This is a genomic window from Streptomyces olindensis (assembly GCF_040645895.1).
GTDB classification, from domain to species: domain Bacteria; phylum Actinomycetota; class Actinomycetes; order Streptomycetales; family Streptomycetaceae; genus Streptomyces; species Streptomyces olindensis.
The window spans coordinates 161,724-188,305 of sequence record NZ_JBEYZD010000001.1 but is presented as its reverse complement, the minus strand read 5'-3'; the positions used below and the strand labels follow the sequence as shown (position 1 = coordinate 188,305).

The window sequence follows — 26,582 nt, the reverse complement described above, 5'->3', positions numbered from 1 at the left end:
GCGGGCGACCGTGGTGCTGCGCAGGGCAGGCCGCGGAACGGGTCGCATCCGGCGTCAGTGCTCGGTGTCGGACCGCGCGGCATCCTCGGCCTGGTTCTGGGTGGCGGTCCAGCTGGCCAGGAGCTTGAGCGCGTCCGCGGCCGGGGTGCCGGGATCCGCGCTGTAGACGGTGATGGACAGTCCGTCGTCGCCGGGCAGGCCGAGGCTCTCGTGGACCAGTTCCAGATCGCCCACCACCGGGTGCCGGAACCGCTTGGTCCCCTCGGTGTAGACGTGCACGTCGTGCGCGCCCCACAGGGTGCGGAAGACGTCACTGCGGGTGGACAGCTCACCGATCAGGTCGTGCAGCTCGCGGTCGTAGGGGTTCTTGGCGGCTGCGACCCGCAGCACCCCGACCCCGTCGCGGGCCACGCGCTCCCAGTCGCGGTAGAACACCTGCGCCCGGGGGTCCAGGAAGACGAACCGGCAGGGGTTGACCGGCTCGTACTCGAACGCCTGGCAGTGCAGGGCGCGGGCGAGGGGGTTGGCCGCCAGGATGTCCATGCGGTTGTTGCGCACGTAGGCCGGCTGGTCGTGCAGGCCCTCGATGATGCGCAGCACGCTGGGCCGTACGGTGACCTTCCTGGGGCGGTGCCGGCCCCGGGCGGGCCCCTTGTTGGCCAGGCGGGCCAGATCGTACAAGTGGTCCCGTTCGGTGTCGTCCAGCCGCAGGGTCCGGGCGAGCGCGTCCAGGACGCTGTCGGAGACTCCGCCGAGGTTGCCCCGTTCCAGGCGGGTGTAGTACTCGACGCTGACTCCCGCCAGCATCGCGACCTCGCCGCGGCGCAGCCCGGGCACCCGCCGCTGCCCGTACACCGGCAGACCCGCCTGCTCAGGCGTGATCTTGTCCCGGCGGGACTTCAGGAATGCGCTGACTTCGGCCCGATTGTCCATGATTCCAGCGTAGGGAGCCGGGACGGCCGGTGGGGGTCCCTGTCATTACCCCTCACGGCGGGGACCCGGGCGCGGGGCCGGGGTCGTCGCACTACGCCCGGGGGTGTCCGGGCGGGCCAGTTCGAAGTCGGCGCGGGCTGATTCGACGCCGTTGATCTGCAGCGAGATCGAGTGTGTTCCGGGGTGGTAGCGGCGGGTCGTGACCGGGCGGAAGGAGTGCTCCCGGGCCACCTGGACCTGCTCGCCCGGCGCGAGGGTGCGGGTGGTGAGTTTGAAGGTCTTGCCGCTCTGGCCGCCGTTGGCCTTGCGGTGGTGCACGATGTAGTCGATCGCCAGGCGCGCCTCGGTGTCACCGGTGTTGCGGATCGAGGCGGTGAACCGGACGGTGCCGCCGAACGGAACGGTGTGGTGATCCAGATGAGGTCCGTCGACCTCCACGGCCGCCTCGGCGAAGCCGAGCAGTTCCAGAGCGCCGGGATGGCCGCGCTTGACGAGGGTGCGCAGCCCGTGGCGCACGAGGCGTTCGGTGGCCCGGTCGGGGTCGTCCAGCCAGCGGCGGGCCGTGCCGATGACGAGGTCGGGGTGGTCGCGGCTGAGGTCGTTGAGGTGGTTGGCGACCGAGCGGCGTACATAGTCGCTCTCGTCCCGGTAGAGGGCGTCGAGGAGGGGCACGGTCGCTCCGGGGCGGGCCATGAGGTCCGGCACCCGTACCGCCCAGGGCAGGTAGGGGCGGGTGCCTTCGGAGGCGAGTCTGCGCACGTGGGCGTCCGCCGAGCCGGTCCAGCCGCTGACGACGCCGAGGGCCCGGTCGAGGTCGTGGCGCAGCAGGGTCCTGAGGGCGAACTCGGAGGTGAGACGCCCGGTGAGGTCGGCGAGGAGCGCCATCGCATCGTCGAAGGCCGCGGTACTGCCTTCCTGGACCGCGCGGGTGGCCAGCGCACTGGTGACCGGCCAGATCAGCTATCCGGTGAAGTCCGGGTCGTTGTCCCGGGCGGAACGTACGGCCGCGGCCAGGGCGGCGTAGCCGTCGGGCAGGTCGGCCAGCAGGGCGTCCCGCAGCAGGTCGGCGCGTTCCCGGAGGGACAGCGGGGCGATCTGCCGTGGCGCTGCGCGCAGTGCCGTGAGGTCGGCGTCCGGGGCGGCCGTCCGCATGGCGCGCAGGAGGCCGTCAACGGTGTGGTGGCCGATGAGTTCGTCGGCGGAAGGCATGTGCTCTCTCTCGTCAGTGCGTGGGCGTCCCGTCCTGGCCGCACTCCCCGCCCGGCGGAGCAGGGGTTCAGCATGGCAACCGGCAAGATCGACGGCAAGGGCCTGATCATCACGGCCCCGGGGCACTGACCCGGCGGCGCGCCGGTCAGGTGTACCGGTGCCCCGAGGTGCCGCCCGTCTCGCCGGGGGGTGCGTCCGCTGCCGCCTGCCGTTCCGCCTCACGCTCCATGTCGCGCACCAGGTCGATCGCCCGGCCGAGGGTGGTGAGGCGCGCGTCCAGGGTGTCGCCGGCGGGGTAGAGGCGGACGGTGTCGACCCCGGCGTCGCGCCACACCCGCAGGCGTGCCCGCACCATCTCCTCGGTGCCGATCAGTGTCGTGGCCAGCACCATGTCGTCGGTGACGAGACCGGCCGCGCCGTCGCGGTCTCCGGACTGCCAGCGGTCCCGGACCTGAGCCGCCGTCTCGGCCCAACCCTGGCGGCTGTAGGCGTCGTTGTAGAAGTTCGTGGTGCCGGAGCCCATGCCGCCGAGGCTGAACGCCAGTTCCTTCTTGCGGCCGGCCACCATCGCGCGCAGCGCCTCCTCGTCCTCGGCGAAGGCCACTTCGGCGCCCTGGCAGACGTCGAAGCCGGCGCGTGAACGCCCCGAGGCGGCGAGCCCGGCGTCCAGGTGGTCGAAGTACGCCTCCTTGGCGCCTTCGGGCACGAAGCTGGTGCCGAGCCAGCCGTCGGCGATCTCGCCGGTCAGGCGCAGCATCTTGGGCGAGAGGGTCGCCAGGTGGATCGGGATGTCGTGTTCGGCGCGCATCGACAGCCGCATCGGCCTGCCCTCTCCGCCCGGCAGCGGGATCCGGAACTCCCGCCCGGAGTAGGAGATCTTCTCCCCCGTGGCGGCCTGCCGTACGACCTCCACCGTCTCCCGCATGCGCGTCAGGGGCCGGGCGAACGGCACGCCGTGCAGGCCTTCGATCACCTGCGGCCCCGAAGGGCCCAGCCCCAGCAGGAAGCGCCCCTCGGAGATGTTCGACAGGGTGATCGCCGCCCTGGCGATGGCCATCGGGGTGCGGGTGGCGAGCTGGATGATCGCGGAGCCGAGGAGCATGCGCTCCGTGCGCGCGGCCAGGTACCCGAGCGGTGACGGCGCCTCGGCACCCCAGGCCTCGGCCACCCAGCAGATGTCCATGCCGAGCTTCTCCGCCTCGGTGACGAACTCCACCGTCTCCGGCCAGCCCGTGGACGCCTCGATCGTGGTCGACGTACGCATCACGCCCCCGCCTTTCCGCAGCCCTCGGCCAGCTTCCTGATCGCCTCCAGGGTGGCGCCGATGTTCCGCTCGAACTCACGCATGCGCACGAAGACGATCTTCTGTTCCTTCTCCGGCATCCGGTCGATGGCGAAGGAGAGGCCCGAACGGGCCGGCCCCATCTGCATCCACTCCCGCAGCAGCGTGCCGCCGTCCCGCGGTTCGAGCGTGAAGCGCCAGACGGCCGTGGGGTGGCCGGGATCCTCGACCGCCCAGGCGAAGGTCCTGAGGGGTTCGTACTCGACGACGTGGGACGTGGTGGCCCACTCCCCCAGCGCCTCGTGCCTGCTCCTGCCCACGAAACGGGCCCCGACCGCGGGTCGCGACGTCCCGTCCAGCCACTCCACCGACTGCAGTTCGGGGCTCAGGCTCGGCATGAGTCCGATGTCGGAGACCAGTTCCCACACGCGTTCCGGCGGGGCGGCGATCCAGATCGGCACCTCGACCGTCGGCTTGTCCGCATAGGGCGCGCCCGTCCATTCCACGGCCCGGCCCTCCTCCACAGTACGACAGATCTGCGGGACATGCGCCCCTGACCACCAAAGTTGTTCATTAAGACTCACTTGTCAAGAAGCGCCGCGGCCTCCGGGGCGCTCGACTCAGCGGTTGAACCGCTCCTGTACATCCGGCCGTTCGGCCAGGCGCGGCGGATAGCCCGGCCCCAGCCGGGCGCGGGTGTTGTCGGCGGTCATCGGCTCACCGCAGGCGGCGCACACCACCTCGGCGTGGCTCTCCTGCCCGCAGACGTCGTGGTGGATCACCACCGGCGGGCCCTCCTCGCCGGCCAGCCAGCGGTCCCCCCACCGGTTCATCGCCAGCAGCACCTGGTGGAAGTCCCGCCCCTTCTCGGTGAGGACGTAGTCGTACCGCACCGGCTCGGTCTGGTAGGGCCGCTTCTCCATCAGCCCCTCGTCCACGAGCCGCCGCAGCCGGTCGGCCAGCGTGTTGCGCGCGATCCCGAGCGACTCCTGGAACTCGTCGAAGCGCTTGATCCCGTAGCCGGCCTCCCGGAGTACGAGCGGCGTCCACCAGTCGCCCAGCAGGTCCATGGTGCGGGCGATCGAGCACGGCCACTGCGCGAAGGAGGTACGCCTCATGCGGTCCAGCATACGGGCCGGTCTCGGAAAGAGACCCAGCAGATGATCCCCGCAGGCGTGACCGCACAAGGCGCGTCGGGCCACCTCACGCGACGGCGGTCCCCTCCAGCTCGACCAGCTGGCCGGGGACCGCCAGCCGGGTCACCCCGAGCATCGTGGTGGCCGGTGCCACCCCGGCGGCGCCCAACCGTGACGCCAGCACCCCGTAGTGCGGGAACAGCAGGTCGACGTCGGTGGTGTAGACGTTGAGCCGGACGAGGTTCGCGAGGGACATGCCGGCCTCGCCGAGCACGGCCTCCAGGTTGTCGAGGCTCAGCGCGAGCTGAGCGGCCATGTCGCCCTCGTGCCGGGGCCTGCCGTCACCGTCCATCGCGGTCTGTCCGGAGCAGTACAGGGTCCGGGTGTGTCCGGAGACGACCTCACCCTGGTTGAACCCCATCTCCACCGACCACGACACCGGGTTGACCGCCGTTCGTTCCACTGCCACTGCAACTCCCTTGGCTGCGTCGGGATCACGTACGAGGAGCCTTTCAACGAATCACGACACCCTCGGTCACGTATTCGATAAGGTCCCCGCATGCGCGCCGATCGGCTGGTCTCGCTGGTGCTGCTGCTGCGGCAGCGCGGTCGGCTGACCGCCGGCACCCTGGCCCGCGAGCTGGAGGTGTCCACCCGTACCGTGCTGCGCGACATCGAGGCGCTGTCCGCGGCCGGCGTCCCGGTCTACGCCGAACGCGGCCGGCACGGCGGGTTCTCCCTGCTGCCCGGCTTCCGCACGGAACTCACCGGACTGAACCACGACGAGGCCCTCGCCCTGCTGACCGCCGGATCCGGGCGCGGCGAGCAGGCGTTCGGCCTCGGCTCGGCGCTCGCCTCGGCCATGCGCAAGGTGGTCGACGCCCTGCCCGAGAGCCATCGGGCCACGGCGAGCGACGGGGCTCGGCGGATCCTCGTCGAGCCGGAGACCGACCTGCTCTCACGCCGGACGGTCACCGAGGAAGTGCCCGGCACGACGATGACCGAGATCCGGCGCGCGGTGCTCGCCGGACACAGACTGCGCATCCACTACGCGGCCGCGGACCAGGCACCGCGGTGGCGCACGGTCGACCCGATCGGCCTGGTCACCGTACGCGACCGGGGCTACCTGCTGGCCACGAGGTCGGGGGCCGACCGCACCTACCGTCTGTCGCGGGTGTCGGCGGCGGAGGAACTGCCCGAACCGGCGCAGCGGCCGGGCCAGGTCGACCTGGACCGGATCTGGCGGGAACGCTGCGCGCGGTTCCTGTCCAGCGGCCATATCGCCGTGCTGGTCCGGCTGGCCCCCGAGCGGCGGGAAGACCTGCTGAGCACCGCCGTGGCCGTCCGCGCCGCGGAACCCGAGGCGGACGGACGGCTGCGGCTGGAGGCGACGTTCCAGGACCTGCGGCACGCCGAGTGGGCGCTGTGGCAACTCGGCACGGACGCGGAAGCCCTGTCCCCGGAGTCGTTGCGCACGATCCTGCGCGACCGCGCCGCGGCGCTGGCCACCCGGTACGGCGCTGTCCCCGGCAGCCGGGCCCGGGTGCCGTCCCCGACGGCCAAGCCCGCGTGACCGGCGCGCCGTTGCCGCGGCAGGCGCGGCACTCCGGTCCGGGATCCACCGATGACCGATGAGTTCTCGCGGGCCGCCGGGTCAGACGGACATGACTGATGAGAACAAGCCGCCGGTCGTCTCCCGTCGGGAGTGGCTGGCCGCGATCGACACCCTGCGCGTCCGGGAGAAGGCGCACACCCGCGAGGGCGACGCGATCGCCGCCGCACGGCGACGGCTGCCCATGACCGAGGTGGACCCGTCGACTCCGCTCACCGGCGGCAAGGGAGAGGTCCCCCTGATCGACGTCTTCGAGGGCCGCACCCAGCTGTTCGTGTCGTACCACATGTGGCACGACGGCCGTGCCGCCGCCGACCAGTGCGAGGGCTGCACGTTCTTCACCGGCCAGGTCCTCGAACTGTCCTACCTGCACCAGCGTGACGTCACCTTCGCCGTCTTCTGCCAGGGCCCGTACGAGGAGTCCGACCGCTACCGCCGCTTCATGGGCTGGGACATGCCCTGGTACTCCGTCCCCGCCGCGTCACGTGAACGGCTCGTCGCCGGCCGCCACTTCGGCATGAAGGCGATCTACCTCCGCGACGAGGACCGGGTCTTCGAGACGTACTGGACCACCGGACGCGGCGTCGAACCCATGGCGCCCTCGTACGGCATCCTCGACATGACCGTCTACGGACGGCAGGAGGCCTGGGAGGACTCCCCGCCCGGCTGGCCACAGCCGTACGAGCCCTCCGGCGCGCAGTTCCGCGAGAACGGACGGCCGACCGCGCAATGGGCACGGATCGCGGCCGGGCACGACGACGACCTCCACGGCGTCCGGCCCGGCCCGGGCGGCGGCTCGGGCTGCTGCTCGTGAAACCGCGGCGCCGCGCCGCTTTCGGATGACGTTTCCGGGCCGGCCGAGCACCCCGCTCGACCGGCCCGACGCGATGCGCGGGGTCCGCTGTCAGCAGCCCGTGGCGTTGTAATTCCAGAACGCGGCCCTGGTCTGCGGTCCGGCGATCCCGTCCGGGGTGCCGGCGTTTTCGCCCACGTTGTTCAAGAACTTCTGCAGCGCCGTGATCGTGTTGGGGCCGACGATCCCGTCCTCGGTACCGGCGTTGTAGCCCCAGGCGTTGAGCATCCGCTGCGCCGCCTTCCAGCTGTTGGTGCCCAGCTGCCCGTCCTCGGTACCGGCGTTGAAGCCCCAGGCGTTCAGGCAGCTCTGCCAGTTCTTGGCCCGTTCCGTGTTCAGGCCGAGGTTGTTCACCGCGAGGGGGGAGAGCTGTCCGCTGCTGACCGCGGGATGGGCTGCCTGGGGGGCCGCCACGCTCGCGCTCGCACCCGCGAGAGAGCCGACGGCGATGCCGACGACGGCACCCGCGGTGACGAATACCCTGGCCAGAGAAGATCGCATTTCTTCCTCTTTCCGGTCGACGGTGAGAGTTTCGGCGTGACTGCGCCCCACGGCCGTCTGCGCCGCCCCAAGCGTGCCAGGAAGGTGCGAGCGGATCTCGAGAAAATGCATTCTGATATTTCGCCTAGCCCTCTTCAGGCCACAAACCGAGCAAGTGCCGCAGAATATTTCGCCAAAGCGCCAGTGAATTCCGGCCATTGCCCGTGCGGAAAGCACCGCGAGAAGGACAGCACGCTCACGCCCCGCCGGCCGTCGTACCCCTCGTCCCCCCCGAACCGGGTGCCTTCCCTCCAGTCCTTTCGGGCCTGGACGATGTCATCGTGGAAGTGCGGGCGGCGGGATGCTGCCCGTCCGGGCCAGTTCCCGGTACCACAGGGCGCTGTCCTTCGGCGTGCGGCGCTGGGTCTCGTAGTCGACGTGGACGATGCCGAAGCGCTTGGCGTACCCGTAGCCCCATTCGAAGTTGTCCATCAGCGACCACACGAAGTACCCGCGCAGGTCGACGCCCGCGGCGAGGGCCCGGTGGGCGGCGCGGAGGTGGCGGTGGAGGTAGTCGACGCGCTCGGGGTCGTGGACGGCGTACGTGCCGTCCGGGCGGGCGGAGACCTGGTCGTCGAAGGCCGCGCCGTTCTCGGTGATGACGAGGGGCTGGCCCGGGAACTGCCGGTGGAGGTCGAGGAGGAGTTCCTCCAGGCCGTCGGGGTCGATGTTCCAGCCCATGGCGGTGTGCGGGCCCGGCTGTTCGAGGAACTCGACGTTCGGTGAGCCCGGCCAGGGTGAGCCGCCCACGTCCTTGTGGCCGTCGTGCTGCTGGCGCGGGGTCGTGCCGTCCCACAGGCGGACGGCGGTGGTGGCGTAGTAGTTGACGCCGAGCAGGTCCAGGGGCTGGTGGATCCGGGCGAGATCGCCGTCCTGGACGAACGCCCAGTCGGTGACGTCGGCGGTGTCCTCGATGAGGTCCTGCGGGTAACGGCCGCGCAGCAGCGGGTCGGTGAAGGAACGGTTGGCCAGCGCGTCGATGCGCCGCACGGCCTCCTCGGCACCGTGGCCCCTGCCCCTGAGGACATGGAAGTTGAGGGTGATGGAGTACTGCGGCTGGTTGGTGGTGACCGTCCTGAGCTGCTCGACCGCCAGGCCGTGGGCGAGGTTGAGATGGTGCACCGCCGTCAGCGCCGCGGCCCCGTCGGTGCGGCCGGGTGCGTGGGCACCGGATCCGTAGCCGAGGTAGGCGGAGCACCACGGCTCGTTGAGGGTGGTCCAGACGGCGACGCGATCGCCGAGGGCCTCGCCGACGACACGGGCGTAGTCGGCGAAGGCGAAGGCGGTGGCGCGGTTCGTCCAGCCGCCCTCGTCCTCGAGGGCCTGGGGCAGGTCCCAGTGGTAGAGGGTGGCCACGGGGGTGATGCCCCGGTCGAGCAGGCCGTCGACCAGACGGCTGTAGAAGTCCAGGCCCTTGGGGTTGGCCGGGCCCCGGCCGGTGGGCTGGATGCGCGGCCAGGCGATCGAGAACCGGTACGCCCGCAGGCCCAGCGAGGCCATGAGGTCGAGGTCTTCGTCGAGGCGGTGGTAGTGGTCGGCGGCCACGTCCCCGGTGTCGCCGTTCCACGTCCGGCCCGGGGTGCGGGAGAACGTGTCCCAGATGGAGGGGCCGCGGCCGTCCTCGTCGGCGGCGCCTTCGATCTGGTAGGCGGCCGTCGCGGAACCGAGGACGAAGTGCGCGGGGAAGGTCATGGGCTCGACGGGTTCCTGGGCTTTCGGCATGCACCGCTTCTCTCTGTGAGTCGTGACGGACCGGGCCGGCCCTTCAGCCCTGCGGCCGGGAGTCCGCGCGCCGATGGCTCCGCGCGCTCGGACGTTGCTCGGAACAACGGTGATGTTAACGTTAACAAGCTGTCAAGGCCTCGTCCCGCCGAACCCGCTCCCGCCCCCACACCGTCTCGGAGTGCGTCCCTGTGCCGACCTTCGCCAATCCCGTTCTCGCCGGCAGTCATCCGGACCCGTCGGTCTGCCGGGCCGGGGAGGACTTCTACCTGGTCACGTCGTCGTTCGCGTACTATCCCGGGATTCCGGTCTTCCACAGCCGCGATCTGGTGAACTGGAGACCGCTCGGGCATGTGGTGCACCGGTCGCCCCGGGTTCCGCTGGCCGGGCTGGACGTCTCCGACGGCCTGTGGGCCGCCACCATCCGGCACCATCGGGGCACCTTCTACGTGGTCGCGACCCTCGCGCGGGACCGTCGGGGCAGCGTGACGTTCCTGTGCACCGCCTCCGACCCCGCCGGCCCCTGGTCGGACCCGATCGTGCTGGACGCCGAGGGCATCGACCCGTCACTCTTCTTCGACGACGGCCGCTGCTGGTTCACCGCCTGCCGTGATGCCGTCCAGCCGGACGCGGGCGGTCCCGGGGAGCTGTGGATGCGTGAACTCGACCTCGACGCCCTGGCGTTGACCGGCCCGACGCATGTCCTGTGGCACGGCGCGATGCGCGGCGCCTGGGTCGAGGCGCCGCACCTGTACAAGCGGGACGGCGTGTACCACCTGATCGCCGCGGAGGGCGGCACGGAACACCATCACGCCGTGACCGCGGCCCGTTCCGACGCCGTCACGGGCCCCTACACGACCGACCCGAGAAGCCCGTTGCTCACCCACCGCCACCGCGGTGCGGCGGAGCCGGTGCACAACGTCGGACACGTCGACCTCGTCGACACCCCCGCCGGTGAGACCTGGGCCGTCGCCCTGGGCGTGCGGCCGGTCGACGGCACGCACACGCTGGGCCGCGAGGTGTTCCTCGTCCCCGTCGCGTGGACTGCCCGGGGTCCCGTCTTCGCACCGGACACCGGCCGGGTGGGACTGTCGGAACGGCTGCCCGCGGGAGCCACGGCGGCGTCCGTGCAGCCGGCGCCCGAGGGGCCGGTCCGGTACGGGTTCGGCGGCCCGCTCGGCCCGGAGTGGAACAGCCTGCGCGGACCGGTGGACGACCTCGTATCGCCCACCCCCGAAGGCGGCCTGACCATCCGTCTCTCCCCCGAGCCCCTCACCTCGACCGGCACTCCGGCGTTCATCGCACGCCGCCAGCAGCACCTGCACGCGCGCACCGCCACCCGGATCCGCTTCGCCGCCGCGGCGCCGGCCCAGGAAGCGGGTCTGGCCGTCTTCCAGAACCAGGACCAGCACGCCACGCTGGGCCTCACCGTCGACGCCTCCGGCACACCTCGGGTCGTCCTCACGGCCCGTGAGGCGGGCGCCGCGACCCGCCTCGCGGCGGTCGCCGTGGCGGGCACCGAGGTCGTCCTCGCCGTCGACAGCGACGCGTCCGGCTACACCTTCCACGTCGAGGACGACGGCACCCGGACGACCCTGGGAAGCATCGAACGGCCCTTCTTCAGCACGGAACGGGCCGGCGGGTTCGTCGGCGTCCACATCGGCCTGTACGGCACCGGCGACGCCGGGGGCGACGCGGCCGAGGCGTACGTGGAGTGGTTCGAGTACGCCGGCCGTGACCGGTCATGACCATCGGCGAAGGGCCATGACGTGACGCGCCGTGTGCCGGTCGCGTTCCCGGCACGAGGGGGTCCCTGCTGTTACCCCTCACAGGCGTGACTGCCTGCCAGGGCCGGCAGCTGGTTCCGTGGAATGCGGCGGGCCTGAAGGGCCCCGTCCGCACCACCTCGGCGCGCAGGCCGCTTCGGCGGAACGCCTTCGGATGACCGGGGCCCGCGCCGGCTCTCCCGGAAGGATCGTCAGTGAGTCCCCCCTCGTCCACCAAGCCGGACACCCGGTCCACCAAGCCGGACACCTCGTCCACGCAGCCGGACACCTCGTCCGCCGCACCGCTCGCAGGTGACGACGGCACGGCAGTGCCTGCCGGGAAGGTGAAGCTGCCGCCGGTGGTGTGGCTGCTGGGTGCCGTCGCCTTCATCATGGGCACCAGCGAGTTCGTCGTCTCCGGCCTGCTGCCGGAGATCTCCGGCACGCTCGGTGTCAGCGTCTCCGGCGCCGGAACGCTGATCACCGCCTTCGCCGTCGGCATGATGATCGGCGCGCCGGTGATGTCCATGGCGACCCAGCGCCTGCCGCGCCGCTCGGTGCTGATCGCCGCGCTCCTGGTCTTCGCCGCAGGGCACGTCGTCGGCGCGCTCAGCCCCGGCCTGGGGCTCGCGCTCGTCGGCCGGTTCGCCGCCGCGCTGGGCAACGGCACGTTCTGGGCCGTGGGCGCGGTGGTGGCGACCGCCGCCGCGGGACCGGCCGCCGGCACCCGCGCCATGGGGGTGATGGTCGGCGGCATCACCCTGGCCAACATCGTGGGCGTCCCGCTGGGTACGGCGGCCGGACAGGTGGGTGGCTGGCAGGCCCCCTTCTGGGTGCTCGCCGCTCTCGCCGTGGCGGCCGCCGCCGTGGTGGCCCGCCAACTGCCCGCCGCCACCTCGCGTGCCGACAGTTCCCTGCGCGCCGAGACGGCCGCGCTCAGGTATCCGCGCCTGTGGCTGGTCTACCTGGCCATCGCGCTCATCCAGGCCGGCATCATGGCCGCGTACAGCTACGTCGCCCCGCTGCTGACCGACCGCGCTCACCTCGCGCCCGCGGTGGTGCCGCTGGCGATGCTCGGCTTCGGCGTCGGCGCCCTGGCCGGGACCACGGTCGGCGGGCGCCTCGGTGACCGGCGGCCCTACGGCACGCTCATCCCGGCCACCGCTCTGACCGCCGCGCTGCTGGCCGCCGTCACCGTGTGGGCGACCGACAGCGTCGTGGCCGTGGTCCTGGTCGTGCTGCTCGGCGCGGCCGGCTTCGCCAACAACCCCGTCGTGGTGGGCGAGGTCGTCCGCATCGCAGGAGCAGGCCGGTCGCTGCCCATGGCCCTGGCCACCTCCGCGTTCCAGGTCGGCATCGCCGCCGGCTCCTGGCTCGGCGGCATCGCCCTGACCTCGAGCCTGGGCCTCAAGGGCCCGTCGCTGGCGGGCTTCGCCTTCGCCCTGGCAGCCCTGCTGCCGCTGGGGCTGCTGGCCGCTTCGCACCGCAGGGCGGAAGCAGCGCGCCGCTGACACGGCCGGTACGGCCGAACCGCACACCCGCACTCCAGAGGAGCACTCATGCGATACCGCGCACTCGGCAGCTCGGACCTGAGGGTTTCCGAGATCTCCCTCGGCTCCTGGCTGACCTACTCCGGCGGCATCGAGGCCGACCGGACCCGGGCCTGTACCGAGGCGGCCTTCGACGCCGGGATCAACTTCTTCGACACGGCCAACGTCTACGGCCGGGGAGCCGCCGAGACCGCCTGGGGCGAGATCCTCTCGGCGCACCCGCGCGACTCCTACGTCCTGGCCACCAAGGTCCACTTCCCGATGTCGGACGACCCGGCCGACCAGGGACTGTCTCCCGCACAGATCGCGAAGCAGATCGACGCTTCCCTCACCCGCCTGAGGACCGACTACGTCGATCTCTACCAGGCGCACCGCTTCGACCCCACCGTGCCGATCGAGGACACCGTCGAGGCGTTCCAGAAGGTCGTCGAGCAGGGCAAGGCCCGCTACATCGGCTTCAGCGAGTGGACCCCGGAACAGATCCAGGCCGGCGTCGACATCGCCGGCCCCGACCTGTTCGTCTCCTCCCAGCCGCAGTACTCCCTGCTCTGGCAGGCCCCCGAGGCCGAGGTCTTCGGCCTGTGCGCCGCGAACGGGATCTCCCAGGTCGTCTGGTCCCCGCTCGCCCAGGGCGTCCTGACCGGCAAGTACCAGCCCGGACAGCCCGTCCCCGAAGGCAGCCGGTTCGCCTCCGCGGATATGGCGGTCTCCAAGGACCTCGTCTACAGCGAGGCCACCCTGGAGGCGGTCCAGCGCCTCGTCCCCCTCGCCGAACAGGCCGGGATGAGCATGCCCACCCTGGCGCTGGCCTGGGTCCTGCGCCGCACCGAGGTGGCCTCCGCGATCACCGGCGCCTCCCGCCCCGAACAGGTCCACGCCAACGCCGCCGCCTCCGGCGTGCGGCTCTCCGACGATCTGCTCGCGGCCGTCGACCAGGCGCTCGGCGACGTCCCCGTCACCGGCCCCACCCCCGCACCCGGCGCCCAGCCCGGCATCCTGCACCGCTGACCACCACACCCCTTGCCCGGCCCCCGGAAAGAGACCCGGCCCCCGGAAAGAGAAAGGCCCCGACCATGACCGTGAAGATTCCCCACGTCACCCTCAACAACGGCGTCCGGATGCCGCTCCTCGGCTTCGGCGTCTACCAGATCCCCGAAGAGCAGACCCAGCAGGCCGTCGAGGACGCGCTCGAAGCCGGCTACCGCCTCATCGACACCGCCGCGGCCTACGAGAACGAGCGAGCCGTCGGCCGGGCCATCGCCGCCGCCGGCATCCCCCGCGACGAACTGTTCATCACCACCAAGCTGTGGATCCAGGACTACGGCCGGGACAGTGCCGAGCGCGCCTTCGACCGCTCGCTCGACCGCCTCGGCCTCGACCACCTCGACCTGTACCTGCTCCACCAGCCCTACGGGGACTACTACGGCGCCTGGCGGGCCCTGGAGGACCTCAACCGGGACGGCCGCGCCCGGGCGATCGGGGTCAGCAACTTCTACCCCGACCGGCTCGCCGACCTGATCACCCACAACGAGGTCGTCCCCGCGGCCAACCAGATCGAGACGCACGTCCTCTTCCAGCGCACCGCCGACCAGGACCTGATGCGCCGCCACGGCGTCCAGCACGAGTCCTGGGGACCGCTCGCCCAAGGCGGCCAGGACTTCTTCGACAACCCCGTGCTCGTCGACATCGCCCGGGCCCACGACAGGTCCGTCGCCCAGATCGCCCTCCGCTGGCTGGTCCAGCGCGAGATCGTCGTCATCCCGAAGTCGGTGCGGCCCGCACGCATGGCGGAGAACCTCGACCTCTTCGACTTCCGGCTCACGGACGACGAGATGGCACGCATCGCCGAGCTGGACACAGGCCGCAGCCCCGTCTTCGACCACCACGACCCCGACAACGTCACGTGGCTCGGCGGAGTGCGGTTCGACACCTGATGCCGCACCGCGCGGCACTCCCGGGCCCGGGCAGGTCCCGCTGCGCGGGTCTCAGTAATCGGCCCGGGGCACGGCGGTGCTGCGCCGTACGACGAGTTCCGGCGCGAGCTTGTGCCGTTGCGCCTGCTCCCCGCCCAGCATCCGCACCAGCAACTCGATGGCGCTGCTGCCGAGGTGGACGAAGTCCTGCCGGACCGTGGTCAGGGCCGGCACGAGGTATCCGGCGCCCTTCATGTCGTCGAACCCGACGACGGACACGTCCTGCGGCACCCTCACGCCGCGCTCGGCGAACGCCGCCAGCACGCCCATCGCCATCTGGTCGTTCCCCGCGAAGACCGCGGTGGGCAGGCCGGCGTCGTCCGCGCACAGCCGCTGGGCGAGGCGGTATCCGCTCTCCGCGCCGAAGTCGCCCTCCAGCACGGCTCCTTGTGCTCCCCCGGCGGCGAGTTCGGCGCGCCATCCCTCGACACGGGCCCGGGCGTCGAAGGTCCGCAGGGCGCCCGTCAGATGGGCGATGTTCCGGTGCCCCAGGTCGAGCAGGTGACGCACCGCCAGCCGGGCGCCGAGTTCCTGGTCGACCTGGACGAAGCTCAGGTCGGGGTGGGGCGCGCTGCCCGACATCACCACCGCCACCGGCACTCCGAAGGCGAGGCCGGAGAGCGCCTCCACGGCGACGGGCCGGTCGGTGACGACCGCGATGGCCTCCACCGACTGGTCGGTGAGCCGCCGCAGGGTCTCCACGAGGTCGTCGGTGGTGCTCTCGCCCTGCCGGCTCGCCAGGTTGACCCAGTAACCGGCCTGCTTGGCGGCCGTCTCCACGCCCAGCAGGATGCGGGGCAGCTCGAACAGGTCCGACCCGACGATCACCACGCCGATCGTCGAGGAGCGGCGGCTCTTGAGGGCCCTGGCCACGCTGTTGCGGCGATAGCCCAGCTTGCTGATCGCCGCCTCGACGCGGGCCCGGGTCTCCGGCCGTACCGACGGGTGGCCGTTGATGACCCGGGAGACGGTGATGTGCGAGACGCCGGCCTCCCGTGCCACGTCCATCATTCCTGGTGGCCGGTTCATCCCACTCGTTCCTCTGCCTCGACCCCGGCACGCGGCCCCGCCCCTGCGCCGATACTGTCACAGGCCTCGGACCAGGGCCCGGGCACCGCCCGCAAGGCGCGCCCGGGCCCTTCCGCGGCACCCCTTAGGGTGGGCGCCGTGGAGCTCCTACACCTGCGTTATTTCGTCGCCGTCGCCCAGGAACTGAACTTCTCCACCGCGGCCCGCAAACTGCACATGGCGGCGTCCCCGCTGAGCCGGCGGATCAAGGACCTCGAGAACGAACTCGGACACCGGCTGTTCGACCGCGACACCCACCACGTGCGGCTCACCCCGGCCGGCGGTGCGCTGCTGCCGATCGCGCGCGGTGTCCTGGACCAGGTCGACTCCATCCAGTGGCGGCTGGACGAGACGGCCCGGCCGCGGCGGACCACGGTGCTGCTCGGCATCCCCGGCGGCATCCACCCGGATCTGCGCGAGCGGGTCGACGCCCTCGCCGAGCGGGTGCGCGACCGGTTCGAGATCAAGCGCTGGCCGGGTGCCAGCGAGCGTCTGGTGGAGGCGGTGTGCGACGGCAGACTGGCGCTGACCCTGGCCCGGCTCCCGGTCGGCGGTGACCCGGCGCTGGAGCAGCTGCCGGTGATGTCGGAGCGGCTCGGCGCGGTCGTCCCCGGGGACCGGTTCGCCGACCGCGAGTCGGTCGCCCTCGCCGAGCTGACCGATCTCGCCTACGCGGGCTCTCCCGCCGCCGCGACCACCGCGTATTTCCGCGGCCTCGACCAGCAGCTGTCCGATCGCGGTATCAAAAAACGCATCAGACTGAGCAGCGTCACTTTCGACGGAGTTTCCGAAATAGTCGCCAGTGGCCTGGCATTCTCCGTTTCGATGCTGGACCCGAGAAGCCCCATGCAGAATTACCGACTGGAGAATGTGACCGTCCTTCCGTTCTCCGATTTCCAGCCCCGCCTCGAAACCGGGCTGCTGTGGCGCAAGGACCGTGTCGACGGCGGTGACCTGGAAGAAGTCGCCGCGGCCGCTCGCGAGGTCTTCGCCGAGCCACTGCGACTCTGACCCCGGACAGTACACGATAAAGCGGTATGACCTCTGCGGTCATACCGCTTTTCGCCATATGGTCATTCCGTCTCCAGCCTCCCCTTGTTAGCTTAGTTGGCAGATACACAGATCTGCCGAAGCGGGAGTGAGAGAAACAATGACGGATAAGACGAACACCATCGCCGGTCCCCTGGACGGCGTGCGGGTGATCGACCTCTCGACCGTCGTGATGGGTCCCTACGCGGCACAGATCCTCGGCGATCTGGGCGCCGACGTGATCAAGATCGAGTCGCCCGCCGACACCGTCCGGGTGGGCCACTACCGCACCACGCCGGGCATGACCCCGCTGAACCTCAACGTCAACCGCAACAAGCGCAGCGTCGCCCTCAACCTCAAGGACGACACCGACCGCGAGCGGGCGCTGCGGCTGATCGACACCGCGGACGTGCTGATCACCAACATGCGGCCCGGCGCCCTGCACCGCCTGGGCCTGTCCTACGACGACATCGCCGAGCGCAACCCCGGGCTCGTCTACGCGCACGCCCAGGGCTTCCGCGGCGACTCGGACCGGGCCGGCAACGCCGCCTACGACGAGACCGTGCAGGCCGCGTCCGGGCTGGTGGACATCGCCGACCGGGCACTGGGCGAGCCCGTCTACCTGCCGACCATCATCGGCGACAAGGTCTCCTCGCTGACCATCGCCTACAGCGTGCTCGCCGCCCTGCTGCACCGGGAGAGGACCGGCCAGGGCCAGCTCGTCGAGATCCCGATGACGGACACGCTGATCGCGTTCAACCTGGTCGAGCACCTCGCGGGGCACACGCACGTGCCCGAGACGGGTCCCACCGGGTTCCCGCTGTCGATGCTCAAGGGCCACAAGGCGGTGCGCACCAAGGACGGCCTGGCCTGCGTCATCCCCTACAACCCGCGCAACTACCGGGACTTCTTCACGGCCGCCGGCCGCCCGGACCTCGCCGAGGACCCGCGGGTGAACGGCGAGGCCATCGACAGCGCCGACCACGAGGACCTGGCCGCGCTCCTGGAGGCCTGCGCCCCCGCGCTGACCACCGAGGAGTGGGCGGAGGTATGCGCCAAGCACAGCATCCCGATGGCCCCGGTGCTGGAACTCGACCGTGCCCACGAGGACCCCTACGTCCGCGACGGACACCTGCTCGACACCGTCGAGCACCCGACCGAGGGCACCGTCCGCACCATCGGGATCCCGCTGCGCTTCTCCGCCACCCCCGGCTCGATCCGCCGCCTGGCCCCGGTCGCCGGCCAGGACACCGAGGACGTCCTCGCCGAACTCGACGCCGCCGCCCGCTGACCACCACAGGAGGATCACCATGAGCACCCCGGAAACCCCGGTGGTACGCACCGAACGGATCGGCTCCACCCTGCTGATCACCCTGGACCGTCCCGAGGCCCGCAACGCCGTGAACGCCGCGGTCGCCACCGCCCTGGCCGGCGCACTCGACGCACTGGAGGCCGACCCCACCGTGCGGGCCGGCGTCCTGACCGGTGAGGGCGGCACGTTCAGCGCCGGCATGGACCTCAAGGCGGCGCTGCGCGGCGAGTCACCCGAGATCGAGGGCCACGGCTTCGGCGGCCTGACCGAGGCCGACCCGGCCAAGCCGCTGATCGCCGCGGTGGAGGGCCACGCCATGGGCGGCGGCTTCGAACTGGCCCTGGCCTGCGACCTGATCGTCACGGCCGAGGACGCCCGGTTCGGTCTGCCCGAGGTCAAGCGCGGGCTGATCGCCGCGGGCGGTGGCGTGATCCGGCTGCCCAAGCGGATCCCGCACCACCTGGCCATGGAGCTCCTGCTGACCGGCGAGCCCGTCGACGGCCGCCGCGCCGGCGAACTGGGCCTGGCCAACCGGGTCACCGCCACCGGCCGGGCCGCCGAGGAGGCACTCCGCCTGGCCGAACGGCTCGCGGAGAACGCCCCGCTCGCGCTGGCGGCCGTCAAGCGGGTCGCCCGCGCCGCCGACGGTGCCCCCGAGGCCGCCGCCTTCGCCTTCCAACGCGAGGAGATGCGCGGCCTGATGGCCTCGGCCGACGTCCGCGAGGGCATGACCGCCTTCGCCGAGCGCCGCCCGGCGCGGTGGGCGGGACGGTGAGGCCGGCATGAAGGCAGAGGACGTACGACAGCACCTCACCACCCCGCTCGGCAGCCCGGCGTACGCGCCGACCGTCCCGCGGTTCACCGACCGCGAGTACCTCAACGTCGTCTACCGCACCGACCCCGACGCGCTGCAGGCCGTCGTCCCCGAACCGCTGCGGATCGACGAGCCGCTGGTCCGGTTCGAGGTCATGAAGATGGGCGACGTCAGCGGCTACGGCCCCTACACCGAGGCCGGCCAGGCGATCCCCGTCCGCTTCGACGGTGAACGGGGCGAGTACCTGCACGCGATGCACCTCGACAGCTTCCCGGCCACCGCCTCCGGCCGCGAGGTCTCCGCCTACCCGAAGGTCATCGGCTCGCCGTCGCTGTACGTCGACTCGGGCGCGCTCGTCGGCACCCTCGACCACGGCACCCTGCGGGTCGCCACCGCGACCATGGGCTACAAGCACCACGAGCTGGACCGGCGCGAGGCCGAGGCGCAGATCACCGTGCCGACGTTCATGCTCAAGACGGTCCCCGGCTACGACGGACTGCCCCGTGTGCAGGAACTCGTCCGCACCCGCATCACCGACGTCACGGTCAAGGGGGCCTGGACCGGGCCCGCGCGCCTCCAGCTGTACCAGCACGTGCTGGCCCCGCTGGCCGACCTGCCGGTGCTGGAGGTCGTCTCCGCGAGCCACATCCTCACCGACCTGACGCTGGCGGGCGTCGAGCCGGTCCACGACTACCTGAAGGGAGCCGCCCGATGAACCGCACCTTCCGTACGGCGGCCGTGATCGGCGCCGGGACCATCGGACTGTCCTGGACGGCGCTGTTCGCCGCGCACGGGCTGGCCGTCCGGGTGAGCGACCCGCGCGAGGACCTCGCCGAGGCCGTCGCGGACGCCCTGGACCGGTACGCCCCGCACCTGGCCGCCCGCGGCCTGGACGTGACCGGCCTCGCCGACCGGGTGCACCTCGCGCCCGGTGTCGCCGAGGCGGTCCGGGGCGCGGACGTCGTCCAGGAGAACGGCCCCGAGCGGGTCGAGTTCAAGCGGGACCTGTTCGCCACCCTCGCCCGCGAGGCGCCCGGGCACGCGCTGCTGCTCAGCTCCTCGTCGGCGATCCCGTCGACCGCGTTCGCCGGGGAGCTGGCGGACGAGGACGCCGCCCGCGTCCTCATCGGCCACCCCTTCAACCCGCCGCACCTGGTCCCGCTGGTGGAGGTCGTCCCCGGCGAGCGCACCGGCGAGGACGCCGTGCGGGCCGCCGTCGGCTTCTACACCTCGGTCGGCCGCACCCCCGTCGTCGAGCGCCAGGAGATCCCCGGCTTCGTCGGCAACCGCCTGCAGAACGCGCTCAGCCGCGAGGCGGCCCACCTCGTCGAGCAGGGCGTGGTGACCCCCGAGGACCTCGACAAGGTCATGACGAACTCACTGGGGCTGCGCTGGGCGACGGTCGGGCCGTTCCTCGGCGCCCACCTGGGCGGCGGACCCGGCGGCTACCGGCACCTCGTCGAGCACATCGGCGCCTCGATGCAGAGCCTGACGGACGGCCCGGCGCGGGACGCCGCCGCACAGGAACGGCTCATCGCAGCCGTGGAGGAGGCTTACGGCTCCGCCTCGTACGCGGAGCTCGCCGAGACGCGCGACCGCAGGCAACTGGCGGTTCTCAACGCCCTGTCCGGCGCCGCCGGCACGACCACCCCGAAGGAGGAGAACTGAGATGACCACCCCGACCGTCACCCCGCTCACCGACGAACTCACCGCGGACTTCTACCACTACGAGTCGCTGCTCCCGGACGAGGAGCGCAAGATCCTCCTCAAGGCCCGTGCCCTCATGCGCGACCAGGTCAAGCCGCTGGTCAACGAGCACTGGGCCAAGGGCGAGTTCCCGAAGCAGCTCGTCACCCTGTTCCGCGACACCGGCCTGGCCGGACTCCCCTACGAGGGCTACGGCGAGCACCGCCCGGCCGTCAGCAACCTGCTGAGCGGCCTGCTCGCCCTGGAGATGACCCGCACCGACGCCTCCGTGTCGACCTTCTTCGGCGTCCACAACGGCCTGGCGATGTACTCCATCCACTCCGGCGGCGACCAGGAGCAGCGCGACCGCTGGCTCCCGGCGATGGCCGCGATGGACAGGATCGGCGCGTTCGCGATGACCGAGCCCCTCGGCGGCTCCGACGTCGCCGGCGGCATGCGCACCACCGCGCGGCGCGAGGGCGACACATGGGTGCTGAACGGCGCCAAGAAGTGGATCGGCAACGCCACCTTCGCCGACCTCGTCGTGGTCTGGGCCCGGGACGTCGATGACAACCACGTCAAGGGCTTCGTCGTCGAGAAGGGCACGCCCGGCTTCGACCCCGTGAAGATCGAGCAGAAGGTCGCGTTCCGGATCGTCGAGAACGCCGAGATCACCCTGACGGACGTCCGGGTGCCGGAGTCCGACCGGCTGCAGAACGTCAACTCCTTCCGGGACGTCGCCGAGATCCTGCGCGCCACGCGCAGCGGCGTGGCCTGGCAGGCGCTGGGCGTGATGGCCGGCGCCTACGAACTGGCCCTGGACTACGCCCGGGAGCGCCGCCAGTTCGGCCGTCCGATCGGGGGCTTCCAGCTGGTGCAGGACCTGCTCGTGAAGAGTCTGGGCAACATCACCGCGTCGTGGGGCATGCTGGTGCAGCTGGCCCGCCTCCAGGACGCCGGCATCTTCCGCGACGAGCACTCCGCCCTGGCCAAGGCGTTCGTCACCTCCCGGATGCGTGAGGTCGTGGCGTGGAGCCGGGAGATCTTCGGCGGCAACGGCATCCTCCTGGACCACGACATCGCCCGGTTCTTCGCCGACGCCGAGGCCATCTACTCCTTCGAGGGCACCCGCGAGATGAACACCCTGATCGTCGGGAAGTCGATCACCGGCCAGAGCGCCTTCGTGTGATCCACTCGTCGGCGCCCGGAACAACCCCAGGCCCGGAGCCTGGGGTTGCGTCGTATCCGCGGGCGGGTGGCGGAGGCCGAGCGGCGATCAGAGGACCGGCGGACCCGCCTCGACGCGGCGCAGCACCGGCGGCAGCCGGTCCAGGTCGGGACCGGTCTGTACCTGCCGCTCGTCCCACCAGGTGGCGCCCGCGTCGTGCAGCGGGCCGATCACGTCCCTGGCCCCGGCCGCGTCCGTGGGCGTGGCACCGCCGAGCACGAACTCGAAGGGGTGCCCGTCCCCGGCCGTGCGGTGCTCGCGCACATAGGCGACCAGTTCCCGTACCTCGGCCGCGTCCGGCGCATGCCCGTGCCGGGCCGTCTCGAACAGGGGTACCGCGCCGTCCCAGCGCGCCGCCCGCCGCATGGGCGGGCGCCGCGGCCAGAACCCGCCGATCCACACCGGCGGGCCGGGCCGCTGCACGGTCGCGGGCAGCAGCGCCACGTCCCGGACCTCGTAGTGCCGGCCGTGGTGGTCCACCGGTTCGCCGGACCAGAAGCGCCTCAGCAGATCGAGCCCCTCGTCCAGCCGCTCGGCCAGGACGCGGGGCTCGGCGGTGTCGCCGAAGCTGCGGTACTCGTCCTCGACGGGACCGCCGAGGCCGGCGGCGAAGACCACCCGGCCGCCGCTGAGCCAGTCCAGGGTGGCCACCTGTCGGGCCAGTTGCTGCGGACGGTAGCGGGGAACCGGCGTCAGCAGGGTGCCCAGCCGGATCCGTGAGGTCGCCAGGGCGGCGGCGGTCAGCAGCATCCAGGGGTCCGCGAAGGGACGCCCCTGGTGCTGCCGGTGCAGGACGTGGTCCCAGACGAAGAGCCCGTCCCAGCCGGCCTGTTCGGCGGCGGCCGCCACGGTCGCGACGTTGCGCGGGTCGGCGAAGTCACCGAAGTTCGGGATGTTGACGGAGAAACGCATACCGGCAGCATGGGCGATCGGCGCTACTCGGTGTACCCCCACAGCTTGTTGAACCGCTTCTGCTGGTCGCGGATGTGGGACGTGCGCGCGTTCAGCGAGGTCCAGGGGTTCTCCTGCCGGATGTCCGTGTGGACTTCGTAGCAGAGCGCCTCGTCGAAGAGGACGACGTCGCGTATCTCCCCGCGGGCGTTGGGCGGCAGGTCCGAGAGGGCGACGACGCGTGCGTCGATGCCCAGCTCCCGCTGGCGTTCGCAGATCCCGTTGAGTTCGTCCATGTCGTCCGTCCTCTCCACGATGAACAGGCGCCTGATCGCCACCCCTCGTTCCTTGATGGCGTCCTCCTGGGCCTGCAGATAGCGGTCGGCCGGGTCGCTGCGCCAGAAGGCCTGGTCCACGTAGCTGCTGGTGGCGTAGATGCTCTGCTGGGCGCACTTGGTGAGGTCCATGAGCCAGTCGTGGTTCTCCCCCGGGCACTCGTGGGTCATCGTGGTGAGGCTCTCCAGCAGCGACGCGAGGCGGCTGATCTCCTCCAGCGCGAAGTCCCGCAGGATGTCCGGGCCGACCGCGCCCACCCGGGTGGCGAAGCGGGCCAGCCGCGCCACGCCGTCGGAGCGCAGCCGTGACCGCTCCACCTCGCCGAAGAGTTCGGTCGCGTCGCTGATGCGCGAGAAGTTCAGCTCCACCAGGTGGCTCATGTCCTGGTGATGGGTCGTCAGGGTCTCCCGGACCTCGCGCCGCTGGTCCTCCTGGCCGGACTGCACCAGCCCCAGGCGCCGTTCGAAGTCGATGAGGTACTGGACGATCAGGGCCGCGCCGCCGATGACGATGGAGACGGCGAGCTTCCACAGCTCGTCCTGGTCCTGGTCGATCAGGTTGGTGATCACATAGGCGATGGTGGCCACCACGACGGTGACCAGTGTCTTCAACAGGAGCGGGGGGACCCGCGGGCCCCCCGTGGTACTGGGCGTCGGTGCTCCGGGCGCTCCGGCCATGTCCTGCCTCTCCCCGTCGGGATCTTTGCTCGGCTGATCCGCTCAACGCGAGGCCAGTGCCTCGCGCAGCAGTGGGATCGCCTGCACGGCGAGCTGGTCCCGGATGCGCTGGACCAGCGTCCGCCACTGCAGGCTGAATCCGGGGTGCTGTTCGAGCACCTCCCACAGGGAGGCGAGGGCCGGGTCCACCCGTGCCCCGGGCATCCACAGGTGCAGCAGGTGGTCGACGGCCGGGCGCAGGGCGAGCACGGCGGGCGGTCCCTCCGGCGATCCGGGCCGGCTGCCGTCGAGCATCCGGACGAGCGTGGTCAGGAGCCAGTCGTGGAGCGCCAGGTCCTCGCAGAGGCCGATGACGGCGGACGGCCGGACGGTGTCGGGGACGCGCAACTCCACGGTCCGCAGGTCCTCGTCGGCGAGCACGAAGCGCACCAGCGAGGGCGCTTCGCCCTCGGGTGCCCGCAGCGCCGCCCAGCGCAGCCGGGTGTGGCGTGAGGTGAAGGGGACCTTCTGGTCGAGCAGGGGGTGTCTGAGGATCCGGGTGAGCAGGCCGTCGGCGACCAGGCCGGGGTCCAGTTCGCCGTGCCGGGCGCCGGCCAGGATCCCTCGGGCGACGGCCTCGGCGGGCAGTCGCCCGAGCGGCTCCACGATCCCGGGCCGCACGAGGTAGTGCCCCCACGGCTGCCTCTGGTCCGGTCCGGCGGCCGGGGCCCGGAAGGAGGCGGTGGTCTGCAGGACCCGGCCCTCGGTGAGTGCCGCGCGGGCGGCGACCGTTCCGACCGCGCGGGTCTTCGCGCCGTTGGAGGTGGGCAGCCGGCAGTCCACGCCGGTGAGGAGGTCGGGCGAGAGGGCGTGCAGGTTGGGGCGTTCGGACGTGCGGACCCGTTCGTCGGGGCGCAGTCGCAGCAGGTGCGCCGCGGCCCGGATGTCCAGGGGCTGGAGGCAGGGCAGCAGGCAGGTGCGCACTTCGCCGCAGGCCAGCACCGTGTCCGTCGTCTCGTCCGGGGCGCCCATGGTCACGGCCCCGCGTGGAAGACGTAGGTGACGCGGTCCGCGACGGCCTCCGGCACGGGGGTGCCTTCGCGGGCGGACCGCTCGGCGATCTGCCGGAGCGCCCCGGCGTCCACCTCGGTCTGGTCGAGGACGACCCGTACGGCGTGCTCGACCGGCAGGAAGCGGTGCGGCAGCACGGAGCAGGTGCGGTAGGCGCTGAAGGGGGTGGCGGAGGCGTTGAGCTGGAGCAGCGGCGGGAGTTCGTCCCAGTCGTCCGGCAGCCGCCCGGTGTCGCCCGGGCGGGGGGTGAGGACGGGTTCGCCCTCGTTGCGCAGCAGGCCGAGGCGGGCCAGTTGCCAGACCGCCGCGAGGAGGGGGCAGGACCACTGCCGCCGTCCGTCCTCGTCGTCGCTCCACAGCTCGACGTCCATGAAGACGGAGTGCCGGCGGGCCGAGGTCTCCTGGGGCGGGCGCCAGGGGCCGGCTCTCCTCATGGCCTGTGGTGTGCGGGGCGCGGGGCTGCGCTGTCCGTTGGCGAGCCAGCCCGTCTCGCTCACCGGCGGGCGCAGGCCGTGGCTGCCGGGCGGCGGTGAGGCGACCAGGCGGGCGACCACGGACTCGGCGAGCGGGACCTTGTCCGCGACGGCGCACCCGGACTCCCGGGCCAGGTAGTCGATGACGAGCCCGGCCCGCCCGGCCTCCTCGACGAGAGCCGGTACGACGTCGGCGGGCGTGGAGAAGCGGGTGAAGTAGTCGTCGACGAGGAAGCAGGTGCTGATCCGCGGGCGTCTGCCGCCCGCCTGGGCGGCGGCGTCCGCGTGGACCGCGTCCACCCAGGGCCGGACCCGCTCGAAGTGCCGGCGCAGCCGCCCGGGGCCGCCCTCGAAGTCCTCCATGTAGAGGTGCCCGAGCTCCAGCGACAGATGGGACAGCGGTACGGACTGGGTCCGGGGCTCCGCGGTGGTCTCCTGGAATACGGCGTCCGTCACGGCAGCTCCCAGTACGTGTCGTCGGTCAGCCTCCGGGCGAGTTCCTCCAGTGCCTCGAGGGTCTCCTTGCCGGCGATCCTTACGTCCTCCCCGGTGATCAGCTGCTCGCGCCACTGGAGGACCGGTTCCAGGGGGACGGTGCCGAGGACCCTGCTCTCCCCGACCCCCAGGCGCGCGGCGAGCCTGGCCAGTTGGTTGTCGCACCAGTGCATCCAGGCGGCCTGGGCGGGTGACACCTGGGACCACAGCGCCGACCCCAGGTCGGGGACGGCGGTGCGGACGAAGCGGACGGACGCGTCGAGTCTGTCCCGGTCGTGGCCCCGGTCCGCCCCGGCGTGCAGGATGCCGTGCCGGTCGAAGACCAGGCCGTGCACGGCGTTCACGTGCTGGCGGGTCCAGCGGTGGAAGACCAGCCAGCGGGTCTCGACATTGCGCAGGGGGTGCCGGGCGGTGGCCTCCAGCACCATGTCCATCGCGTAGCTGCGTCCCGCGCTCAGGTCGACGATGACGATGTCGAACTCGCTGTTCAGCAGGAGCAGGAGGTCGACGCACCGGTTGAGGTTCTCCTCGTCGGTGGCGAACTCGCCGCCGCTCACGTCCCCCGGTAACAGGACGAGCCGGCCGGAGCCGGGGGGCCTGTCGAGCAGCACCGGATGCTCGGTCCGCTGCCAGACGTCGAGCCGGAGCGGCTCGCCGCTGTCGCCCTCCAGGTAGGAGTGCAGGCCGCCTTGCGCCACACCGTGAGCGGCTTCCGGCACGTCGAAGACGGTGGCGGAGGACGACGAGCCGAAGTCGAAGTCCACGTAGCACACGTCGTCACCGGCGAGCGCCCGCTGGTAGGCGAGGTTGGCGCTGGTGACGGAGCGGCCGGTGCCTCCCTTGTCGGAGGCGGCGATGACGAGCACGGGTCACACCTCCCGGCGGGCGACCGTCTGCCGGATGTCCGGCAGGTGCTGACGTGACGTGATCCGCATGCACCGGCCCCC

At 71.8% G+C, this 26,582-nt stretch carries 27 protein-coding genes; 12 read left to right on the top strand and 15 right to left on the bottom strand.

The genetic code is table 11. The features are described from left to right. Positions 1–54: 54 nt before the first annotated feature. The 7 genes from ABZ948_RS00855 to ABZ948_RS00825 form a co-directional block, all read right to left on the bottom strand. On the bottom strand, positions 55–933 hold the full coding sequence (locus ABZ948_RS00855) for a helix-turn-helix transcriptional regulator (RefSeq protein ID WP_359756032.1): 879 nt from the start codon (positions 931–933) through the stop codon (positions 55–57). Between the two features lie 45 nt (positions 934–978). Then, positions 979–1,818: a DNA alkylation repair protein gene (locus ABZ948_RS00850; RefSeq protein ID WP_359756031.1), complete on the bottom strand. Its 840-nt coding sequence runs from the start codon at positions 1,816–1,818 to the stop codon at positions 979–981. A 75-nt stretch (positions 1,819–1,893) separates the two neighbouring features. After that, positions 1,894–2,142: a hypothetical protein gene (locus tag ABZ948_RS00845; protein ID WP_359756029.1), complete on the bottom strand. Its 249-nt coding sequence runs from the start codon at positions 2,140–2,142 to the stop codon at positions 1,894–1,896. A 145-nt stretch (positions 2,143–2,287) separates the two neighbouring features. Then, positions 2,288–3,406 (bottom strand): LLM class flavin-dependent oxidoreductase, encoded by a 1,119-nt coding sequence (locus tag ABZ948_RS00840; protein WP_359756027.1) that lies wholly within the window; start codon positions 3,404–3,406, stop codon positions 2,288–2,290. After that, positions 3,406–3,930 carry an SRPBCC family protein gene (locus tag ABZ948_RS00835; RefSeq protein ID WP_359756026.1) on the bottom strand — a complete coding sequence of 175 codons (525 nt, stop codon included), beginning with the start codon at positions 3,928–3,930 and terminating at the stop codon, positions 3,406–3,408. Before ABZ948_RS00835 ends, ABZ948_RS00840 begins: the two co-directional genes overlap by 1 nt. Before the next feature lie 114 nt (positions 3,931–4,044). Next, the gene (locus tag ABZ948_RS00830; protein WP_359756025.1) at positions 4,045–4,542 is read right to left on the bottom strand and encodes a winged helix-turn-helix transcriptional regulator; all 498 of its coding nucleotides are present in this window, start codon (positions 4,540–4,542) and stop codon (positions 4,045–4,047) included. 85 nt (positions 4,543–4,627) lie between these two features. Continuing rightward, entirely contained in the window at positions 4,628–5,023 is a 396-nt protein-coding gene (locus ABZ948_RS00825) for a RidA family protein (protein ID WP_359756115.1), read from the bottom strand. Positions 5,024–5,119: 96 nt separating this feature from the next. Here ABZ948_RS00825 and ABZ948_RS00820 point away from each other — a divergent pair, with 96 nt between their 5' ends. Continuing rightward, on the top strand, positions 5,120–6,133 hold the full coding sequence (locus ABZ948_RS00820) for a helix-turn-helix transcriptional regulator (RefSeq protein WP_359756024.1): 1,014 nt from the start codon (positions 5,120–5,122) through the stop codon (positions 6,131–6,133). Positions 6,134–6,224: 91 nt separating this feature from the next. After that, on the top strand, positions 6,225–6,986 hold the full coding sequence (locus ABZ948_RS00815; protein ID WP_359756022.1) for a DUF899 family protein: 762 nt from the start codon (positions 6,225–6,227) through the stop codon (positions 6,984–6,986). 90 nt (positions 6,987–7,076) lie between these two features. Here the strand turns inward: ABZ948_RS00815 and ABZ948_RS00810 are convergent, their stop codons facing one another. Both ABZ948_RS00810 and ABZ948_RS00805 read right to left on the bottom strand, forming a co-directional pair. Next, complete coding sequence (locus ABZ948_RS00810) at positions 7,077–7,637, bottom strand: peptidoglycan-binding domain-containing protein (protein ID WP_359756020.1); 561 nt, start codon at positions 7,635–7,637, stop codon at positions 7,077–7,079. Between the two features lie 204 nt (positions 7,638–7,841). Continuing rightward, on the bottom strand, positions 7,842–9,287 hold the full coding sequence (locus tag ABZ948_RS00805; protein WP_359756018.1) for a GH1 family beta-glucosidase: 1,446 nt from the start codon (positions 9,285–9,287) through the stop codon (positions 7,842–7,844). Between the two features lie 191 nt (positions 9,288–9,478). Between ABZ948_RS00805 and ABZ948_RS00800 the strand changes: the two genes are divergently transcribed. From ABZ948_RS00800 to ABZ948_RS00785, 4 genes are all read left to right on the top strand, one after another. Further along, positions 9,479–11,035 (top strand): glycoside hydrolase family 43 protein, encoded by a 1,557-nt coding sequence (locus tag ABZ948_RS00800; RefSeq protein ID WP_359756017.1) that lies wholly within the window; start codon positions 9,479–9,481, stop codon positions 11,033–11,035. A 233-nt stretch (positions 11,036–11,268) separates the two neighbouring features. Further along, a complete protein-coding gene (locus tag ABZ948_RS00795; protein WP_359756016.1) occupies positions 11,269–12,564 on the top strand; it encodes an MFS transporter in 1,296 nt (431 codons plus the stop codon). A 48-nt stretch (positions 12,565–12,612) separates the two neighbouring features. Then, a complete protein-coding gene (locus ABZ948_RS00790) occupies positions 12,613–13,611 on the top strand; it encodes an aldo/keto reductase family protein (protein WP_359756014.1) in 999 nt (332 codons plus the stop codon). Between the two features lie 65 nt (positions 13,612–13,676). Next, a complete protein-coding gene (locus ABZ948_RS00785) occupies positions 13,677–14,537 on the top strand; it encodes an aldo/keto reductase (protein ID WP_435857436.1) in 861 nt (286 codons plus the stop codon). Positions 14,538–14,588: 51 nt separating this feature from the next. Here the strand turns inward: ABZ948_RS00785 and ABZ948_RS00780 are convergent, their stop codons facing one another. After that, positions 14,589–15,605 carry a LacI family DNA-binding transcriptional regulator gene (locus ABZ948_RS00780; RefSeq protein ID WP_359756012.1) on the bottom strand — a complete coding sequence of 339 codons (1,017 nt, stop codon included), beginning with the start codon at positions 15,603–15,605 and terminating at the stop codon, positions 14,589–14,591. Positions 15,606–15,743: 138 nt separating this feature from the next. Here ABZ948_RS00780 and ABZ948_RS00775 point away from each other — a divergent pair, with 138 nt between their 5' ends. From ABZ948_RS00775 to ABZ948_RS00750, 6 genes are all read left to right on the top strand, one after another. Continuing rightward, positions 15,744–16,655 carry a LysR family transcriptional regulator gene (locus ABZ948_RS00775; protein ID WP_359756010.1) on the top strand — a complete coding sequence of 304 codons (912 nt, stop codon included), beginning with the start codon at positions 15,744–15,746 and terminating at the stop codon, positions 16,653–16,655. A 139-nt stretch (positions 16,656–16,794) separates the two neighbouring features. Beyond that, positions 16,795–17,964, top strand: coding sequence for a CaiB/BaiF CoA transferase family protein (locus ABZ948_RS00770; protein WP_359756009.1), 1,170 nt, complete (start codon positions 16,795–16,797; stop codon positions 17,962–17,964). 19 nt (positions 17,965–17,983) lie between these two features. After that, on the top strand, positions 17,984–18,760 hold the full coding sequence (locus ABZ948_RS00765; RefSeq protein WP_359756008.1) for a crotonase/enoyl-CoA hydratase family protein: 777 nt from the start codon (positions 17,984–17,986) through the stop codon (positions 18,758–18,760). A gap of 7 nt (positions 18,761–18,767) precedes the next feature. Then, positions 18,768–19,514 (top strand): acetoacetate decarboxylase, encoded by a 747-nt coding sequence (locus ABZ948_RS00760; RefSeq protein WP_359756007.1) that lies wholly within the window; start codon positions 18,768–18,770, stop codon positions 19,512–19,514. Next, complete coding sequence (locus tag ABZ948_RS00755) at positions 19,511–20,467, top strand: 3-hydroxyacyl-CoA dehydrogenase NAD-binding domain-containing protein (RefSeq protein WP_359756006.1); 957 nt, start codon at positions 19,511–19,513, stop codon at positions 20,465–20,467. Before ABZ948_RS00760 ends, ABZ948_RS00755 begins: the two co-directional genes overlap by 4 nt. Position 20,468: 1 nt before the next feature. Beyond that, entirely contained in the window at positions 20,469–21,674 is a 1,206-nt protein-coding gene (locus ABZ948_RS00750; RefSeq protein ID WP_359756004.1) for an acyl-CoA dehydrogenase family protein, read from the top strand. An 87-nt stretch (positions 21,675–21,761) separates the two neighbouring features. Here the strand turns inward: ABZ948_RS00750 and ABZ948_RS00745 are convergent, their stop codons facing one another. The 5 genes from ABZ948_RS00745 to ABZ948_RS00725 all read right to left on the bottom strand — a co-directional run bounded on the left by ABZ948_RS00745 (position 21,762) and on the right by ABZ948_RS00725 (position 26,501). Further along, entirely contained in the window at positions 21,762–22,625 is an 864-nt protein-coding gene (locus ABZ948_RS00745; protein ID WP_359756002.1) for an LLM class flavin-dependent oxidoreductase, read from the bottom strand. Between the two features lie 23 nt (positions 22,626–22,648). After that, positions 22,649–23,551, bottom strand: coding sequence for a hypothetical protein (locus ABZ948_RS00740; protein ID WP_359756000.1), 903 nt, complete (start codon positions 23,549–23,551; stop codon positions 22,649–22,651). Between the two features lie 108 nt (positions 23,552–23,659). Then, positions 23,660–24,628, bottom strand: coding sequence for an SCO2521 family protein (locus ABZ948_RS00735; RefSeq protein ID WP_359755999.1), 969 nt, complete (start codon positions 24,626–24,628; stop codon positions 23,660–23,662). A gap of 2 nt (positions 24,629–24,630) precedes the next feature. After that, the gene (locus tag ABZ948_RS00730; RefSeq protein WP_359755998.1) at positions 24,631–25,596 is read right to left on the bottom strand and encodes an SCO2522 family protein; all 966 of its coding nucleotides are present in this window, start codon (positions 25,594–25,596) and stop codon (positions 24,631–24,633) included. Then, the gene (locus ABZ948_RS00725; RefSeq protein WP_359755996.1) at positions 25,593–26,501 is read right to left on the bottom strand and encodes an SCO2523 family variant P-loop protein; all 909 of its coding nucleotides are present in this window, start codon (positions 26,499–26,501) and stop codon (positions 25,593–25,595) included. Before ABZ948_RS00725 ends, ABZ948_RS00730 begins: the two co-directional genes overlap by 4 nt. Positions 26,502–26,582: the final 81 nt, after the last annotated feature.

Excerpts from the sequence above, each read along its gene's own strand:
- ABZ948_RS00855 (WP_359756032.1), bottom strand. The coding sequence starts at position 933 with ATGGACAATCGGGCCGAAGTCAGCGCATTCCTGAAGTCCCGCCGGGAC.
- ABZ948_RS00850 (WP_359756031.1), bottom strand. The coding sequence starts at position 1,818 with ATGGCGCTCCTCGCCGACCTCACCGGGCGTCTCACCTCCGAGTTCGCC.
- ABZ948_RS00845 (WP_359756029.1), bottom strand. The coding sequence starts at position 2,142 with ATGCCTTCCGCCGACGAACTCATCGGCCACCACACCGTTGACGGCCTC.
- ABZ948_RS00840 (WP_359756027.1), bottom strand. The coding sequence starts at position 3,406 with ATGCGTACGTCGACCACGATCGAGGCGTCCACGGGCTGGCCGGAGACG.
- ABZ948_RS00830 (WP_359756025.1), bottom strand. The coding sequence starts at position 4,542 with ATGAGGCGTACCTCCTTCGCGCAGTGGCCGTGCTCGATCGCCCGCACC.
- ABZ948_RS00820 (WP_359756024.1), top strand. The coding sequence starts at position 5,120 with ATGCGCGCCGATCGGCTGGTCTCGCTGGTGCTGCTGCTGCGGCAGCGC.
- ABZ948_RS00815 (WP_359756022.1), top strand. The coding sequence starts at position 6,225 with ATGACTGATGAGAACAAGCCGCCGGTCGTCTCCCGTCGGGAGTGGCTG.
- ABZ948_RS00810 (WP_359756020.1), bottom strand. The coding sequence starts at position 7,637 with ATGCATTTTCTCGAGATCCGCTCGCACCTTCCTGGCACGCTTGGGGCG.
- ABZ948_RS00805 (WP_359756018.1), bottom strand. The coding sequence starts at position 9,287 with ATGCCGAAAGCCCAGGAACCCGTCGAGCCCATGACCTTCCCCGCGCAC.
- ABZ948_RS00790 (WP_359756014.1), top strand. The coding sequence starts at position 12,613 with ATGCGATACCGCGCACTCGGCAGCTCGGACCTGAGGGTTTCCGAGATC.
- ABZ948_RS00785 (WP_435857436.1), top strand. The coding sequence starts at position 13,677 with ATGACCGTGAAGATTCCCCACGTCACCCTCAACAACGGCGTCCGGATG.
- ABZ948_RS00780 (WP_359756012.1), bottom strand. The coding sequence starts at position 15,605 with ATGAACCGGCCACCAGGAATGATGGACGTGGCACGGGAGGCCGGCGTC.
- ABZ948_RS00770 (WP_359756009.1), top strand. The coding sequence starts at position 16,795 with ATGACGGATAAGACGAACACCATCGCCGGTCCCCTGGACGGCGTGCGG.
- ABZ948_RS00765 (WP_359756008.1), top strand. The coding sequence starts at position 17,984 with ATGAGCACCCCGGAAACCCCGGTGGTACGCACCGAACGGATCGGCTCC.
- ABZ948_RS00760 (WP_359756007.1), top strand. The coding sequence starts at position 18,768 with ATGAAGGCAGAGGACGTACGACAGCACCTCACCACCCCGCTCGGCAGC.
- ABZ948_RS00755 (WP_359756006.1), top strand. The coding sequence starts at position 19,511 with ATGAACCGCACCTTCCGTACGGCGGCCGTGATCGGCGCCGGGACCATC.
- ABZ948_RS00750 (WP_359756004.1), top strand. The coding sequence starts at position 20,469 with ATGACCACCCCGACCGTCACCCCGCTCACCGACGAACTCACCGCGGAC.
- ABZ948_RS00745 (WP_359756002.1), bottom strand. The coding sequence starts at position 22,625 with ATGCGTTTCTCCGTCAACATCCCGAACTTCGGTGACTTCGCCGACCCG.
- ABZ948_RS00735 (WP_359755999.1), bottom strand. The coding sequence starts at position 24,628 with ATGGGCGCCCCGGACGAGACGACGGACACGGTGCTGGCCTGCGGCGAA.